The sequence below is a fragment of the Methanoregula sp. genome (assembly GCA_041645435.1).
Lineage (GTDB): Archaea > Halobacteriota > Methanomicrobia > Methanomicrobiales > Methanospirillaceae > Methanoregula.
In genome coordinates, this window is sequence record JBAZQB010000009.1 from 24,906 (window position 1) to 41,500 (window position 16,595).

General features: G+C 52.9%; 15 protein-coding genes. 6 read left to right on the forward strand and 9 right to left on the reverse strand.

Translation table 11 applies throughout. From position 1 onward, the window contains the following. Positions 1–41: 41 nt before the first annotated feature. The 3 genes from WC593_14565 to WC593_14575 all read right to left on the reverse strand — a co-directional run bounded on the left by WC593_14565 (position 42) and on the right by WC593_14575 (position 4,053). Positions 42–1,772, reverse strand: coding sequence for a solute carrier family 23 protein (locus WC593_14565; GenBank protein MFA4826372.1), 1,731 nt, complete (start codon positions 1,770–1,772; stop codon positions 42–44). A gap of 472 nt (positions 1,773–2,244) precedes the next feature. Then, the gene (locus tag WC593_14570) at positions 2,245–2,610 is read right to left on the reverse strand and encodes a hypothetical protein (protein MFA4826373.1); all 366 of its coding nucleotides are present in this window, start codon (positions 2,608–2,610) and stop codon (positions 2,245–2,247) included. A gap of 486 nt (positions 2,611–3,096) precedes the next feature. Further along, positions 3,097–4,053, reverse strand: coding sequence for a cache domain-containing protein (locus tag WC593_14575; protein ID MFA4826374.1), 957 nt, complete (start codon positions 4,051–4,053; stop codon positions 3,097–3,099). Between the two features lie 586 nt (positions 4,054–4,639). Here WC593_14575 and WC593_14580 point away from each other — a divergent pair. The 4 genes from WC593_14580 (at position 4,640) to WC593_14595 (ending at position 8,395) form a co-directional block, all read left to right on the forward strand. Beyond that, the gene (locus WC593_14580; protein ID MFA4826375.1) at positions 4,640–5,722 is read left to right on the forward strand and encodes a phosphate/phosphite/phosphonate ABC transporter substrate-binding protein; all 1,083 of its coding nucleotides are present in this window, start codon (positions 4,640–4,642) and stop codon (positions 5,720–5,722) included. Positions 5,723–5,783: 61 nt separating this feature from the next. Beyond that, complete coding sequence (locus WC593_14585) at positions 5,784–6,008, forward strand: hypothetical protein (protein MFA4826376.1); 225 nt, start codon at positions 5,784–5,786, stop codon at positions 6,006–6,008. A 69-nt stretch (positions 6,009–6,077) separates the two neighbouring features. Further along, positions 6,078–6,509 carry a hypothetical protein gene (locus WC593_14590; GenBank protein MFA4826377.1) on the forward strand — a complete coding sequence of 144 codons (432 nt, stop codon included), beginning with the start codon at positions 6,078–6,080 and terminating at the stop codon, positions 6,507–6,509. A 242-nt stretch (positions 6,510–6,751) separates the two neighbouring features. Next, positions 6,752–8,395, forward strand: coding sequence for an adenosylcobalamin-dependent ribonucleoside-diphosphate reductase (locus WC593_14595; GenBank protein ID MFA4826378.1), 1,644 nt, complete (start codon positions 6,752–6,754; stop codon positions 8,393–8,395). A gap of 67 nt (positions 8,396–8,462) precedes the next feature. Here the strand turns inward: WC593_14595 and WC593_14600 are convergent, their stop codons facing one another. Then, a complete protein-coding gene (locus WC593_14600; GenBank protein ID MFA4826379.1) occupies positions 8,463–8,702 on the reverse strand; it encodes a hypothetical protein in 240 nt (79 codons plus the stop codon). Positions 8,703–8,795: 93 nt separating this feature from the next. Between WC593_14600 and thsA the strand changes: the two genes are divergently transcribed. Next, on the forward strand, positions 8,796–10,439 hold the full coding sequence (gene thsA, locus WC593_14605; GenBank protein ID MFA4826380.1) for a thermosome subunit alpha: 1,644 nt from the start codon (positions 8,796–8,798) through the stop codon (positions 10,437–10,439). A gap of 137 nt (positions 10,440–10,576) precedes the next feature. Continuing rightward, on the forward strand, positions 10,577–11,401 hold the full coding sequence (locus WC593_14610; GenBank protein MFA4826381.1) for a CBS domain-containing protein: 825 nt from the start codon (positions 10,577–10,579) through the stop codon (positions 11,399–11,401). 78 nt (positions 11,402–11,479) lie between these two features. On the opposite strand, the gene WC593_14615 is transcribed toward WC593_14610, so the two are convergent. The 5 genes from WC593_14615 to WC593_14635 all read right to left on the reverse strand — a co-directional run bounded on the left by WC593_14615 (position 11,480) and on the right by WC593_14635 (position 16,397). Continuing rightward, positions 11,480–11,986 carry a PEGA domain-containing protein gene (locus WC593_14615; protein ID MFA4826382.1) on the reverse strand — a complete coding sequence of 169 codons (507 nt, stop codon included), beginning with the start codon at positions 11,984–11,986 and terminating at the stop codon, positions 11,480–11,482. A 48-nt stretch (positions 11,987–12,034) separates the two neighbouring features. Beyond that, positions 12,035–12,190 carry a hypothetical protein gene (locus WC593_14620; GenBank protein ID MFA4826383.1) on the reverse strand — a complete coding sequence of 52 codons (156 nt, stop codon included), beginning with the start codon at positions 12,188–12,190 and terminating at the stop codon, positions 12,035–12,037. Positions 12,191–12,276: 86 nt separating this feature from the next. Next, positions 12,277–12,669 carry a cupin domain-containing protein gene (locus WC593_14625; GenBank protein ID MFA4826384.1) on the reverse strand — a complete coding sequence of 131 codons (393 nt, stop codon included), beginning with the start codon at positions 12,667–12,669 and terminating at the stop codon, positions 12,277–12,279. 45 nt (positions 12,670–12,714) lie between these two features. Beyond that, positions 12,715–13,710 carry a TIGR03557 family F420-dependent LLM class oxidoreductase gene (locus WC593_14630; GenBank protein ID MFA4826385.1) on the reverse strand — a complete coding sequence of 332 codons (996 nt, stop codon included), beginning with the start codon at positions 13,708–13,710 and terminating at the stop codon, positions 12,715–12,717. 461 nt (positions 13,711–14,171) lie between these two features. Further along, a complete protein-coding gene (locus tag WC593_14635; GenBank protein ID MFA4826386.1) occupies positions 14,172–16,397 on the reverse strand; it encodes a PAS domain S-box protein in 2,226 nt (741 codons plus the stop codon). Between the last annotated feature and the right edge of the window lie 198 nt (positions 16,398–16,595).

Genomic DNA, 16,595 nt, shown 5'->3' on the forward strand with positions numbered 1-16,595 from the left:
TGGATGGGGGGCCCAACATCCCCCCGCTGCAAAGGTTGTCTTTAGTGCTCGAAATGGATATGTGTCGTGTTCATCCCGTCCCTGTGGGAGACCGTAACCCCGTCCGCATAGGAATAGACCATGGCAGATGAGAGGCGGGAGAATGCTTCCGGATCGTTCATGAGCTCCTCCGGTGTGGGGACCGTTGTTGTGGAGGTAACCGGTGGACCCCGGGACTCAACATAGATATCCAGATGGTATTCGTCAAAGCTCATCTTCACCTTCGCCCCGTTCTTCATGGAACCGGTCGAGAACCCATCCTCAATACATTCAAAAAGAGCCGATCCCGCCCGGTGCATCACGTCCCTGCGGGCGCCCCACCGGCGCCCGTTCCGGTCAACAAAGGTAAAGACCGTGTCGGCAAGATCCTTTGTTGCAGGAATAAGGGTAATCTCATCCCATTGTTGAATCCCGATCCTGAAAAGGAGCGTGAGGCCGATTGCCATAAGGGTTGAGAGGGTGAGCGGGGACGTCAGAAGCGTTGCAAGCCAGGTATGCTCTGCAGCAAACGGGACTGCCGCAAGAGTACTTGCCCCGAGACCGAAGGTGAACGAGATCCCGATGATGAAGAATTTCCGGGTATCCATCATGCGGGACATCATTATCTCGATACCCAGCATCACCATGTAGCAGATCGCATAGACAAGAATGGCACCCATGACCGGAACCGGCATGACCATGAAGAAGAACGAGGCATGGGGAAAAAATGCCATGAGGATCAGCAGAGCCCCGGCAACGATCCCGATCCTGCGACTGGTTGCAGCCGAGGCCAGCGACAGCCCGATATTTCCGGAAGAGGTACTCTGGCCAAGTCCGCCAAATACGCCGGAGAGAATGTTGGTCAGGCCGTCGGTGAATATCCCCCGCCCGCAGTTCTGCATATCGGGCCGGGTCCACTTTGCATCATGGATCTTCTGGCAGGTGGTGACGTTGCCGATGGTCTTGAGGGTTCCTGCAAGGCCGGCGATCAGGAACGGCAGGAGCAGCACGGCATCGAATGACCAGCCCAGGATAACCGGGCGGGGAAGGGTGAAGAGCGGCAGGGCAATAAGGGAGAAGAGAAGAGTGGCGGGAAGCTGCCCAAGGAGGAATGCGGTGATGTATCCGGCGATGATCCCGATGATGGCAGTAAAGAGTTTCACTCCCCCTTTTCCCCAGACGCTGGTCGCGATGATGACGAGAAGGGTTACTGCGGCGATCGTGACGCTCGGCAGGTCCGCAACACCGGCCGGGTTCCGGAGCCCGATACAGCTCTCAATGGCAAACGGGATCCCGCCTACCCCGGCCATCACGATAACAAGGCCGGTCACCTCCGGAGGGAAGAGAACCCGGAGCCGGTGAACAATGCGGGAGAGGGCAACCTGGAACACACCGCTGACCGCGGTCATACCGCAGAGAAGTCCGTATCCTCCAAGAGTGAAGGCCCTGATGGAGGGCGGGATGAAAAAGAGGGCGGCAAAGGAGGGGCAGAGATACCCAGATCCGATGTAGCGGCCTTTGAGCGACTGGAGGATCGTGCCGATCCCGACGACAAGGATGGTCATCGAGAGGAAGAATGCGGCATCCGAGCTCCCCATGCCGGTTGCCTTGAACAGGATCATGGGGAAGATGAATGACGTGGCGATAAGGAGTGCATGCTGGATGCCGAGCAGGGCACAGGTTGCCGGAGGCGGCACATCCTCGACAGAATAGGTCAGTTCATAGGAGGGTTTTGGTATGCTGCTGCCTTCCATCTCATGCTCTCCTCCCATGTCCGTGAATTCCTTATGTTACTAACGTAAGCCATCTACCGCAATATAGTTATCAGATTATTCCGGTGCGGAAGAATCCTGCGAAGGGTGAATCCGGGGAAGAGGATGCCAGTATCCTGCGCCGGATATAATTACATCCAGGGCGGGCCTGCCGGAAAATTTGAAACGTGCATCATAAGATCGTGCGTTGTACCATCCTCTATTTTTTTCTGCTCTGCAGAAATCATTGAGAAAACTCTGACGTTCTCGGAGGCTTCGCTCCCACCACTGGGGCACCCCCCATTGCGATGATGACGTATTACCTGTAACCTTACTCGGGTTATCTCGCTGCGCCCGTCCCCCAACGGGGGACTGGTGGCGCAAGAGGGGGGCAATATATTACGTGAAAAAAAGGTTTCCTACAATGCAATTTTTTTAAACCGCTTAGATTCCCCGTTGCTTGAAAAAAAGAACATTACGATTTCTTTGGAGGGATTGCCAGCAGGTCATCTTCCTCCCCCGCTTCCCGCTTCTCCATTTTCCATCCTATGAAAGAGATCACGATGGCGGTGATCATCACAACCGCTAACAGAATGGTAGTAGTGGTGTTATTAGGCATGATGAAGGTGAGTATAAAGAAAACCGGGATGAGCCCGATTGCAATCATTTTCAATTGTACCTGGGTAACGTGCATTGTTGATCCTCCGCCTCTCTCTCCTGATGAAACAGTAGTTGGTTCGCCGCAGAGCCTCATATGAGTTTCGGAGTTCCGGTTAAGTATCGCGACAATCAGCACTTGCCGGCCCGCCCGGGACTCCGGGAGACCTGCACTCTCCCACACACACTTCTCCGACGGAGACTCATGGTGCCTGATGAGAAATGGACGATTTTTTCCCGAATTATTCGCGAAAAATGACAAGTTTAAAACGCACTTTTTCGAAATTCCCGAAATAATCACCCCGTTTACCCAAATTCGGTATAAAATAGCCCCTAAAATGATCCCTATTGGTGCCTTTTGGATAGCCGATCGCTTGCCGGATGGGCTGGACAAGGGGGAAAGGGAAAGGAACCCCCGTTTTGGGGCTCGGAACGAATAACTCTTACTTCGTCCACCGACATGAATTTCACAATACCTTCCGGACCCCCTGTTCGATCAAAATATCCATGAGTTTTCGATTGAACAAGCGGTGATCTTCACCGGAATGGGAGTCACTTTGGGCTTTGTTTTGGCATTTTGGGGGAACGGTGGCCGTGTAGGTGGAGTTGTAAAGTGATTGGTGAGGGGGATTTGGGGATGAAAGTTGAGAGGCCGGGGGGCTGCCGCCTCTCACTGCCGGCTGGTATAGATCCCGGACCCCACGAGCCAGGTATCGTCAATGGGGGTAACATAGCAAAGTTTCATGCCGGGTTTGCCTGTATCCGGGTTGTAGTAATCCACGTACACAAATCCCCCGCTGCTCTTTGCAACCGCAATCTCCCATGCCGTGATCTTCACCCCGTGCGTGTCGGTGAAATCCATCCGGTTTGTACCGATTGATTCAGGCTGGAAGGGCATCGCGAGCGTGGTACCGTTGTACGCGTACGCAAAGATGTACCTGCTCCCGTCAGCAAAAGTGCCGTTCCGGTCATTGAAATCCCTGACCGCTTTGGCCGCACCGTTCGCCAGCGCATACTGCCGGGCCTGCTTCACCCGCTCCACGAGCGGGTCCTTTTCCGTGGCATTAAACAGCGCAGGCACTTCGGGCATATAGATCCCGGAGCCGGCGAACCATGTGCTGTCGACCGGCTTAACGTACGACAGCTTGAACTCCTCCCGGTTGTCAGCGGGATTCATGGTGACATAATAGACCCATCCCCCGCCCTCCCGGGCGACCTCGATCATCCGTTCTATATGGTTCACCCCGTTAGGATCGGCTGCCCCGGCCCGGTTCGTGCCGAGCAGGTCCGGCCGGTAGGGCCATGCGAGCGTGGTCCCGTCCATCCCGTACGCAAACATGTAGAGATCGCCTTCAATGAACGTCCCGTTGGCGTTGTTGAACTCTGAAAGCGCCGCATTCTTCCCGTGTTCCTTTGCGTATGCGACGGCCCTGTCGACAAAATGGGTGAGGTCCGCAGATCGCGTATCGGCCGTTCCAGCCGGGGCTACCGTGACGGGTGATGTGACCGGGGTGCCGGTTGTTATCGTCCCGGGGTTCTGGGAATTTCCGGACGGCCCGAAGCAACCCGCGAGCGCTACAGCGGCCGCAATGAGAAGCAGCATCACTGCAAGAGAAGATATCTTCATAGCAATGGTTTTACCGGCAATTCCCTATGAAGATTGCTAACCGTGCGCGAAAGGTGACCGGGAGGTCCGGGACAGGAGTAATAGCGGACGGGGAGGGGAGTGGGGGGTGGTTTTAGAGGGAGCGAGAGGGGGTATAGTGTAGGGGGGGTGGAATTTTTATTACAGGGACCCTTTGAATTTTTATTAAGCGAAATCTGCTCAAAAGATTTAGTCAAAGTCCGGTAGAAAATTTTCAAGCAAGGTGTGATTGATAGGTGCGCAGCTTTCAAGCGGGGTCTGAGGGCTCGATTGAAATTTTCCGGGTAAGGTTTTTTTTCAAGCAGAATCTGCCCGGAATTTTTCAATCAAGGTCCAATGAAAAATTTTCAGGAAATGTCCGGTGCATTTTTCCCGCACGTTCGCACGGAGCCGCTCTCCCGGTTCGTACTCTTCATGGTTGCCTCTTTAAGTTGCCGGAAGCATAATGGGGAAATTCCCCGTCGCCAACTGTCCTTATTGCGCTTTTATTGTCCTGATAAGTGTCCGAAAATACTGCGCTCATTTATCATCAAAAAGAATCCAACCTGTTACTCTGGTGGAATAATTTATGCAGAAGAAACCAAACGGCCGGCCAGGTTCCCTTTTCCGGTGTAAGCTCATGCACGGTGCCATCATCCTTATTTTCCTGATTATTTTCGGATCCCTCATCTGCCTGCCGGCGGCTGCCGATCCATCAGGTACCCCGTTACGGATTGGAGTCCTTGCCAACAAAGGTACTGACGAATGTATTGCATCCTGGCAGCCGACTATCGATTATCTGAATACCGCCCTTCCCAATTACAAATTCACCCTTGTCCCTCTCACCTTTGCAAATATTACCCGTGCAACAGCAGACCAGGACATAGACTTTGTCCTGAGCAACCCTGCAATAACTGCAGACCTGGAAGCACATTACGGGGTCAGCAATATCCTGACCATGAATAACTATTATGACGGACACTATGTGAAGGAGTTCGGCGGGGTAATTATCACCAGCAGTAACCGGCAGGATATCAGGACCTCCCTGGATCTCAAAGGTAAACGCGTTGCTGCGGCAGGAGAAAACTCCTTTGGCGGATGGTATTCGGTACTCCGTGAACTTAAAAGTCAGGGGATAGACCCGGAACGGGATTTTGCCTCGCTCCATTTTTCAGAATCCCATCCTGGCGTGGTCATCAGTGTCCTGAACGGTGAGGCTGATGCGGGGATTGTCCGCACCGGAACATTGGAGCAGATGCAGGATGAAGGGAAAATCCGCATCTCTGACTTTTCAATATTTCCTCCCCCTGATAAATACCAGAATCACGACTTTCCTTACCTTTACAGCACCCGGCTGTACCCGGAGTGGTCACTGGCAAAACTCCCGCAGACTGACGATGCCGCTGCCTCCACTGTTGCCATAGCTCTTCTGAATATAACCCCGGATCATCCGTCGGCAAAAGCAGCAAAGATGGGGAGATGGACAATCCCGGTCAATTATCAGAGTATTCATGATTGTTTAAAGGAGATTGGGGCACCGCCCTATGAAAATACTGTAGTAACTACTCCCATGGATATTATCCGAGACAATCTCTGGTGGATCGTAGGGGGCCTTTTCGTCATTTCCGCTCTGGTATTCATAACCGCACGATATAGGGAGACGAACCGGTAGATCAATAATGACTGGCAGAACCTTTTAGCATAACAACGGCCAAAGGGATGAGGATCACATCATGCTCTCCCATGTCGGGAACCCGGCCACACAGGCAGCACTCCACGCGGTCGGGCTTGAACCAAATCCAGCCAGCAATGAGATCTTTGCCGGCGATCCTTCATCATTTTCATCACCGTCCGTCCCCAGGCAATTGCATTACCTGACAGGTACCATCATTCCCAAGGGTAACCCGGGTCCAGGGACGGGCAGTCCGTGTGTTCCTGACACATCCATGATTTTCTGAGGATTTTTAACGGGTGTTGTCTCTTATACTATCGATGCTAATCTAACCTTAAAGAGGAAGAGGTTTGCCATGAAATGGATTCTCTGTGTAGCGTGTTTATTCGCAATTGCTCTCTGTGCAGGGTGCAGCACTGTCAATAACGCACCGCCAGCATCGGCGGGCACTCCCAATCTCGTTGGAAACTGGACGGGTCCCGTGAAAGGCTATATTGAAGGGGTGGGTTTCCGGGAATCCGCCAATGTCAGTATGACACTCATGATCACCGAACAAAAAGACCGCTTGTTTACCGGGAATATGATCTTTCCCTTACAATCCGGCGCAACAAGAACCGAGGGATTTTCCGGGGTGATCAACCGTGATGGAAAGACCTTCAGGATCGTCGAATACACCAGCGGCTATAGCGATGGAACCATAGTATCAACAGATGAGATCGAATTAATTTACCTGGACGACACCGAACCTACCATGCTCACCATTGATATCCTGAAAAGAACTCCGTAGGAGGATAAATCTGCAGAATTTGTCTGCATGATTTTTTTCTTTTCGGATAATTCCCCGGCAACAAACGGATATCGCCCCCGTTTGCATTGCATGAATACGAGCGGAATGAGGCACGGCCCGGGAGATCCTTTTTTTATCGATACACGCCATTGACGAATTGTTGCGTGCCACATCAGATATCCGGTTTTTTGTGAACCAATAATTTATATTCATGTACACTGACACGGACATCTGGTGGCGCTATGGATCTGACTCCGGTTGCAGAAGCACTCCTGGAATACCGGTATCTTCTAAAAAACGAAACACCTGACGGACTTTTCCGCCGTGTGGCAGATGCCATTGATACTTCCGGATCTCAGGATTTCCTTCGGGTTATGGAAGAATTGTTGTTCTTGCCAAACTCCCCGACCCTGATGAATGCCGGAACATCCGGCGGCCAGCTCTCTGCCTGTTTTGTATTACCGGTGGAAGACTCCCTGCAGGGAATTTTTTCCACCCTCGCTACAATGGCACTGATCCACCAGAGCGGTGGAGGTACCGGGTTTTCCTTCAGCCGTATCCGTCCCGCCGGCGATCCGGTAGATTCGACATCAGGTGTTGCCAGCGGTCCGCTTCCCTTTATCCGTGTCTTTGACGAGGCAACAAACGCCGTTAAACAGGGGGGAAAAAGGAGAGGGGCAAATATGGCTGTACTCAACAGTTCCCACCCGGATATACTGGCATTTATCGATGCCAAGAACCAGGGCGCCCTTTCCAATTTCAACATCTCGGTCGGATTCGATGCACATTTTTTTAAATGCCTTGAGCATGGACGGCAGTATGATCTCATCAACCCCCGGGACGGTTCGGTAAAAAAGAGCATCGATGCACGTGAACTCTGGAATGCGCTCTGCTCCGCGGCGTGGCAGACAGGTGATCCCGGGGTATTGTTTCTCGATATCATCAACGAGAAAAATACGGTGCCGGGCCTGGGAAACATGGATGCAACCAACCCCTGCGGAGAACAACCGTTGTTTCCCTTTGAGAGCTGCAACCTGGGGAGTATCAACCTCTCCCGGTATATTGCACACGGGGATCTGGATGAGGACCTTGTACGGAGGGTCACCCGCCAGGGGGTGAAGTTCCTTGACGCAGTTATCGATATCAACAGATTCCCGGTACCTGAAATCCGGGAAAAAACCCTGCTTACCCGGAAGATCGGGCTGGGTATCATGGGACTTGCTGATGCCTTTATCCTCATGGAGATCCCGTACGAATCGAAAGAGGCGCTCAGGTTTGCCGATCGCACCATGGCGCTCATCTCTAAGGAGGCACATGAAACATCCCGGGAACTGGGTGAGGAGAAGGGCTCGTTTCCTGCAATCGACAAGAGTATCTATACCGCCGCAATGCGCAACGCCACGGTGACAACTATTGCACCGACAGGCTCGCTCCATCTCATTGCCGATACCAGCAGTGGGATCGAACCAGTATTTTCCCTTGCAGGTACCCGGCGGATGGGCAACAGGTCGCTCCCCCTCATCCATCCCTTACTGAAAAAATATCTCCGGTCCCTCAGCACCGGAGAGGATATCCTTACTGCGGTGAAACGGACAGGTACTCTTGCTTCCTTGCCGGTACCCGAAGCCATGAAAGAACTTTATAAAACGGCTTCGGAAATTTCAGCAGATCACCATATCCGTATGCAGGCGGTATTCCAGAAACATGTCGACAATGCAGTCTCAAAGACCGTGAATTTACCGCAGGATGCTGGTGTGGATGAGATCAGCAGGATCTTCCTGCTCGCCCGGTCACTCGGATGCAAGGGAGTCACCATCTACCGTTACAACAGTAGAAAAGATCAGGTACTCTCACGGGGCTGCGAAATGTGCCGGGTTAACGTGTGACCGGAGTTCCGGGAATGTATTTCCTGGCAGCCGAAAACGTACACACGGCTCATGCCGGCCGGATCCCTTACCCCACTTCCTGTCCCGTATCCCGGACAACGGCACAGGCGCGGTCCCGTCCCGGTTCTCCCGTGACAGGGTATGGTAGGACAACCGGAACCCGGATAGTACCTCCGGGAATGGTGAAATTGCCGTGGTCATGACCCGGGAACACAGCGGTGAGAGACCCTGATCTCCTGTCCTGGCCCATTTTCTTTTCAGATTCCGGATCCACGAACGTTCCGATCTCACGGGCCCGCACGAACATTTATCTTTGCCGGTGCTTATTGCAACCGTACAAGAGAGCTCCACGGCAGGCTGTATAAAAACATCTTCCGTGAGCGTGAAGGAGGGATAAAAGATGTCACAACAGCTTGGCGGGCAGCCTGTTCTGATTCTTAAGCAGGGAACGACAATGAGCCACGGGCAGGAGGCCCAGAACAGCAATATTGCTGCTGCAAAAGCGATAGCAAACATAGTCCGTTCGACACTCGGGCCAAAAGGCATGGACAAGATGCTCATCGACGGTGTAGGGGATATGATCGTGACGAATGATGGCGCCACCATTCTCAGGCAGATGGATATCGAACATCCGGCAGCAAAGATGATGGTTGAGATCGCAAAGACCCAGGATGATGAAGTCGGCGACGGGACGACCACGGCTGTCGTACTTGCAGGAGAACTTTTAAAGAATGCGGAGGGGCTGCTCAGGCAGCAGGTTCACCCGACCGTTATTGCCGAAGGATACCAGCATGCTTCAGTAAAAGCGCTGGAAATCCTTTCCGGAATTGCAATCTGCGTGAAACCAACTGATCGTGCAATGCTGACAAAAATTGCACAAACCGCGATCAGTGGCAAGGCCGCAGAGGCGTACAAGGATCTTCTCTGCGATATGGTTGTAAAGGCAGTAACGATGGTTGTAGATACCGATGGTACGGTAGATATCGGGCACGTGAACGTTTTAAAGAAAGTCGGCGGTAAGGTGGAGGATTCCGAAATCATTGAAGGTATGGTCATCGATAAGGAAAGGGTGAACCCGGAGATGCCAAAGGAAGTGAAGAATGCACAAGTCCTCCTCCTCAACGCTGCCCTCGAGTACAAAAAAACGGAGGTTTCTGCAAAGATCAATATTTCCCGGCCCGGCCAGGTGCAGGCCTTCCTTGACGGGGATGAGCAGATGGTCCATACCATGGCAGACAAGATCGTGGCAAGTGGTGCAACCGTCGTATTCTGCCAGAAGGGTATCGATGACGTTGCTCAGGCCTGTCTCACAAAAGCCGGCATTTTTGCCGTTCGTAGGGTAAAGAAGAGCGATATCGAAAACCTTGCGCGGGCCACCGGCGCAACGATTATCAACAGTATCCATGCTATCTCCGAAAGTTATCTCGGAACTGCCGGCATTGTGGAAGAGAAGAAGCTCTCCGGCCTGGTGATGATCTATGTCTCGGCATGCAAAAATCCCAAAGCGGTCTCGATCATTCTCCGGGGCGGGTCAGAACATGTGATCGATGAGCTTGAACGAGGTATACATGATGCGCTTATGGTTGTCAGCGATGTGATAAAGGACAAAAAAATTGTCCCCGGCGGCGGGGCTCCCGAGATCGAGCTCTCGCTCCAGCTGCGGCGCTATGCATCAACCACGGGAGGCCGTATCCAGCTTGCAATCGAGGCATTTGCATCTGCGCTCGAGATCATCCCGCGTTCCATTGCCGAGAATGCCGGGCTCGATCCCATCGACATGATCGTTGCGATCCGGGCTGCGCATGAAGCCGGCAACAGGACCTTCGGGCTGGATGTCTATGAAGGAAAACCAGTTGACATGCTCAAGGCGGGCATTGTTGAACCCCTGAAGGTGAAGACACAGGCAATCATGAGCGCTGCCGAGGCTGCGGTCATGATCCTGCGCATCGACGATGTCATCACATCGTCGCGATCCGGCGGCCCTCAGGCGGGAATACCTCCGGGCGGTATGGGCGGTATGCCGCCGGGCATGCATGACTATTAGGTTTGCATGTCACCATTGCAGGTGGAGCCGGGTTCAGGTGATTGTGGAGGGGGCGGGTATCTTATGTGGGAACGAAAGAGAAAGAGCACCCAAATCTTTAATATCTTGAACTCAATTCTCACATTGGAGTGATCTTTATGGCGGAGCCTAAAAAAACGGTCATTGAATACCTGAGCGTGTCCGACCGGGCCTACAAGGAATCCAAGCGTCACGTGAAAGTGGGTGACATCATGAGCCGGAAGGTCATCACGACCACACCCGAGACCACGATGATCCAGGCCGCAAAGATGATGGGTGACAAGCACATCGGGAGCCTTATTGTCATGAAATACAAAACACCCGTTGCTATTGTAACGGAGAGGGACCTGCTCTCCCGGGTCCTTGCTACCGGCATGGACCTGAGAAAGACCCTGGTCGGGGATGTCATGTCGTACCCGCTCATCAAGATATGCCCGACGTTCGAGGTCCGGGAAGCGGCACGGACTATGATCAACAAGAAAGGGAGGCTGGTCGTCTATGTATGCGGCAAACTTGCCGGAATTATCACAGCATCCGACCTGATCAGTGGCATGCCCGAGGCCCCGGAGACCTCGATGGTTGTCGATGAATTCATGACACGGGAGATCGTCAGCGTCGATGAAGATGAGACCGTTCTTGCCGCAGCCGGAATTATGGGGCAGCAGCGGGTTGGCAGCGTGATTGTCACCCGTAACGAAAAGCCTCTCGGGATATTTACCGAACGGGACCTCCTCTCGACATTCATTGCCCGTTCACGATCGCTTGATATTCCGATCGGTGAAGCATGTTCCGGACTCATGACATCATCTCCTGCCGGTATCAGCATCCATGAAGCCGCAAGGATCATGGCTGCAAATCATATCCGGCGGCTTCCCATCATGAAAAAGAAGCAGATTGCCGGGATAATCACTGCACGGGACCTGGTAGAAGCATATGCAAAGTAATTATTTTTTGCAGGGAGGAACATTAAAAACGAGAGAAAAAATTCCGTGAAGGGCTCCAGCCAGGATCTATTATTAACATTACCGCCGCCGGATCACCATGAACCAGAAGCCAATAGTGGTTGCCCCGATAACGACAGCAGGATCAACCGGCGATTCCGGCGTGGATGATGGCCAGGGCGTGGGGATAATTATCGTTGACTTCTTTTCGGGGATCGTCGCGGTTGTCACCCGTGTAGCAGGAGGCGTCTGAGTCATTATATCGTTTGGGATCGGAGAAAGCAGGGCATAGAAATCGGTCCGATCTCTGCCGCCCACGGTGACTGTCCCCGAATAATCCTGATACAATCTTTTCTGTACACGCACTTCCAGTGTTCCCGTTTTCTCGGTATAATACATGAACGGACTGGTGCCAATTTCGACGTTGTCCAGCCAGATTGTAGCGCCGGGAGGGGTGGTCTCGAAATAGATATTACCCCCGGTCCTCCCGGGAGTTGTTGTCGTTGTATCCGGAAAGGCGGACACAATACCTATCTGGATCAGCAGGAGCAGGAACACCAGACAGACAAAGAAAGGGAATCGTTTCATGCCAGTACTTCCTAAGCGATAACCTGAATCAATTAACAGGGGAGCGAATTAGTATATTTTTACCAGGACTGCCGGCGATTTTTCCGGCGTCCGTTTGCCGTAATACGGTACCTGATTTCTTTTAAAATTGTGGTTGTCGGTGTAATTATAATCATAGGATGCCTGGAGTTCTGACGAAGGAGGTGTCCCCTCGCAGTTCGTCATCTACCCGGGTGCCGGACACCCCCCGGCGCGACCCGTGAAATTCCGGAAAAATGAACCGGTGAAGAACCGGTTGAACCGTTCACCATTCAGACCAGCGCCGGGACAAAGAGTGCCAGCAGGGAGAGATCTTCAGGACCGGCACTCACCGTATGATGGTTTTTCGGGGGGGTAACAAATGTCTGGCCGGGCGTTATCGTAACTTCCTTGTCACCGATAACAAAGATCCCCTTCCCGCTGACAACCAGGTTCCATTCCCACTGGGTCTCGTGGTCATGATCCGCAACCTCGCTGTCTTTCCAGACCCTGACGAGGTGGTAACTGAATTTGCCCCCGGTATCTTTTCCGGTCACGATATCTTTTAAGAAAACTCCCTTCCACGCGGGATGTGAATACCAGGGTTTTGCATTCGCCTCGGTTTCAGTGCCGGGGAAAATAACACTTCCCTGTTCAAAGATCTCAGTAATATGTTTCAGGTCCATAATTTCTCACGCTCCGGTCAGCCATAAAAATATGGCTGGAAGGATCTATTCGCCTTTTACAGCCGGGAGGACGTCTTTAAAGACCTCAAGTCCCTTCTCCACGTTCGGGCTCGAATTGGCAAGGCAGAAGTGGGTGATACCGGCCTTCTTGAACCGCTCGATCTCCTTGATCAGCCCTTCAGCATCCGTAGCACAGATGTAATTCTTCTTGATCAGGTCGTGGCTGACGAGTGCTGCATGGGCCTGGACTTCCTTGGGTTCGTAGACCTTGTACTTGAACATCGAGGGAACCAGGACCCCTGCCCAGAAACGGTGGCCTTCGATGGCGCAGGTCATGTCTTCATCGATGGAGTACCAGATGAGCATGGCCTTCTCCATCTTCTTGGGATCCTTTCCTGCCTCCCGTGCGCCTTTCTCGAAGTTCGGGATCGTTGAGTTCTTCAGGAGTTCCGGGTCGGCTGCAACGGTCATAAGGTGGTCGCCGTACTTTCCTGCCATGTAGGCACCCTTCGGTCCCATCCCGCTGATGTATAAGGGAACCACGTCACTGGGCTTGGTGTACAGGAACGCCTTGTCGAGCATGAAATACTTGCCCTTGAACGAGACCGGCTCCTTGCTCTTCCAGAGTTTCTCCATCACCTCGACTGCCTCGATGGTCATCTCCTGCCGTTCCGGCACGGTCGGCCATTTCCCGTCCACCGGTGCTTCGTTCATCGCTTCCCCTGCTCCTACAGCACAGCCGACACGATTCGGGTACATCTGCCGGAGGGTTGCAAAGGTCTGGGCGACAATTGCCGGGTTGTACCGGATGATCGGGCAGGTGATACAGGTAGAGACGAATACCTTCTTGGTTGCCTGGAGAACTGCACCCATCCAGGCCCATGCCTGCCCGCACTGCGCATCGTCATGATACCACGGGTGGAAATGGTCATCAACCCAGATCGAATCGAACCCGATCTTCTCTGCCCGCACGGACTGTTCCAGTGCATCCATCGGCTTGTACTGCTCGATCGATGCGAAATATCCAACTTTTGTTTTCATGAATACTACCTCGCACCGGTAAAAGAGGAGGTCACGGACGGGCGTTTTTGTGTGATCCAAATCCAGATATACCTGCATCGATCATGTACAGATCGGGTTAATCAGCCGGCGTTCACTGACTTAAGAGGCGTTACTGTCGAAAGTTGTAGCCTTTTTTATGGGTTGTCGAACACCAGCCGGCCTCGCCCATGAGGTCTGCTCAGTTCCGGTTTTTGTGGAATTCTGTTTCCACACGGGAACGTTATCCCAATCCCTACATAAACGTACTTTTTATTGCTCGCCATTGGGTTTGCCCCCAGGGAACGCTGATATTGACGATGTTGTTATCCTGTTCACCGGCAGCGGACCTCCGGTTATTGCTCGCCATTGAACCTGACAGAACCCTCCCGGACACCCGGAATCCCCTCGGGTACCTGACAGGAGAACGGGATGGCGGCTCCATCCATAAAGATACGCAGGGGTTATTGAGAGAAATGCCTGCTTTTTAATTCCCTGTTTTCTTTCACCGCATCGGTGACATCCACCATAAAAGAAGCTATCTCTCCGGACGGGAGTTTGAAAACATAGTGTGAGATCCAGGGGAAGTCCTCGCGGTTGCGGTACTTGAGCGGGGCTACAAACTCCGGCTGTTCCGTAGTCAGGACACGGAGGAGCAGATCGTGCACCATAGGTTCCGGCAGTTCCGGGAACTCTTCGAAGAGTCGTTTTCCTACCAGTTCTTCCTTGGTCATTCTCAGGAGGGCCGCAGTCACCTTGTTGACATCCTTGATGATGTACTCCACCCCGTTCCCGACCGGCTCGTAGATCAGGACCCCGTTGCAGGTATTTTCGAAAAAGGAGTGGTACCGGACTTCCTTGAATTCGGTCAGCCGGAGTGCCTCCTCCGCCCGCTTCCGATCCGTGATATCAAGGATGATACCGTTCCAGACAGTCTCGTTTTTAAGCCGGACGGGTTGTGAGTGGACCCGGATATACATCTCCTCACCCTTCGGCCTGATGAACCTGCCCTCGAATTCCCACGGGGCAACCCGCCGGATAACATCCTCGATCGAATGAATCCAGCGCTCATGGTCTTCCGGTGCTATGCATGCACCGTACCGCTGGATCCATGTGTCGAGCGGGTCTGGGTCCAGGCCATAGACTTCGCTGGATCGTTCATCGACATAGTTCATTCCCCACTCTCCGGAATCCCGGGCATAAAACTGGTACACAATTCCCGGCAGGTTGCTGGTAATACCCCTGAGTCTCTCTTCGCTCCTGCGCGATGCCTCCTCCGCTCTCTTGCGATCAGTGATGTCAAGAAATATGCCGTTCCAGACGGTCTCGTTCTTCAGCCGGACGGGTTGCGAGATCCCGCGGATATACATCTCCTCACCGGACGGTTTGATGAACCGGCCTTCGAAATCCCACGGTGCAACCCGCCGGACAACATCTTCGATTGACCTGCCCCACCGCTCACGATCTTCTAGGGCAATACAGGCACCGAACCGGTCGAACCAGGTGTCCAGCGGTTCGGTGACAACGCCATAAATTTCCGGGGAACGCTCATTGACATAATACACACCCCATTCACCGGAATCCCGGGCATAGAACTGGTACACAATACCGGGGAGATTGCTCACGATACCCCGGTACCGCTCTTTTAACTGTTTTTCCGCCAGCTTTTTTGCCGTAATGTCGAGAAAGAGGATGAAGAACTCCTTAGGGGCATTACCCACACTGCCAGCAACGGGTGCAAATACGATCTGGAAATACGCGACACCGCTTTTCTTTGTTGTTGTCAGGGTCTCTGTTTTCAGACGGTCGAAATTGCACGACAGGGTGAGTTCGGCAATCTTGCCCTTCTGGATCAGGTCCTGGATCGTGTTCTTCGAGCACATGATGTCGTAGAGCTTGAGATCCGCGAGATCCATGAACCGTGCAAGGCCGAGAATATCAAGAGAGGCCCTGTTTGCATTGAGGATCGTGCCGTCTTCATGGAAGAGAAAGATACCGCTCGGGACTTCTTCAAACAACGTGCGGATCTTCCGCTCGCTGTTCTTTAATGCATCCTCCGTTTTCTTCCATGTGGTGATATCGCGTAGACTGATCATGATCCCCGGTTTTCCGGTGAATGCAAGGGAGGGGATGACGGTCGAGACAAATTCGGTAAGAAATATCCGTTCTGTCCCCCGTTCGATCAGCAGCATCTCGTTGATGAACGCCTGGGACTGGATAATCCGTCCAATATTTTCCTGGACCGTGGGATTATCGAAAAAGGGGAGGCTGAGCCGGGATAGTTCGGTGCCGATAATGTTCCGGTCCTTCCGTATGCCAAACGTAGTTAAGAAACTCCTGTTGACCATCAGGACATGAAGATCGGCATCGAGGATGAGAATTGCATCGGAAAGATAGTCGAAGAGATCATCGAACGGGACGTTCTGTGATGAAGTGTATAACTTCGCCTTGCCAAACGGCTTCATCACCACATGCCCCTGGGACTGGAGGACCTCGAGATATTTTGCCACAGCCCCGCGGTTCATTGTTAGTTCCCGGGCAATCAGGGAGATGGAAACCGTCTCAGGGTATCGCTCGTGGAGAAATTCGCGGATTTGGGTATAACGGTCTTCCTTTGCAGTCATGTGTGAATAGGTAAAGGTTCCCGGCTTTTTAAGAGAAGAATGTATCGAAATTTCAACAGGATCCATGTATAATTCCGGTATCGTCCGGGTCAGGTCTAGCGGGCGGTTGTGCAGCCGTAGGCCGTGTGCTACGGGGGCGACCCGGATTAGGAAGATCGCATGAGGGAGCTCTGCTTAGGCATAGTATGGGACAGGGCTTAGCTTATGAAAGTCGTATGACGGCTGCCTGCACCGGATACCCGGCTCCTCAGAAAACTATCGGGA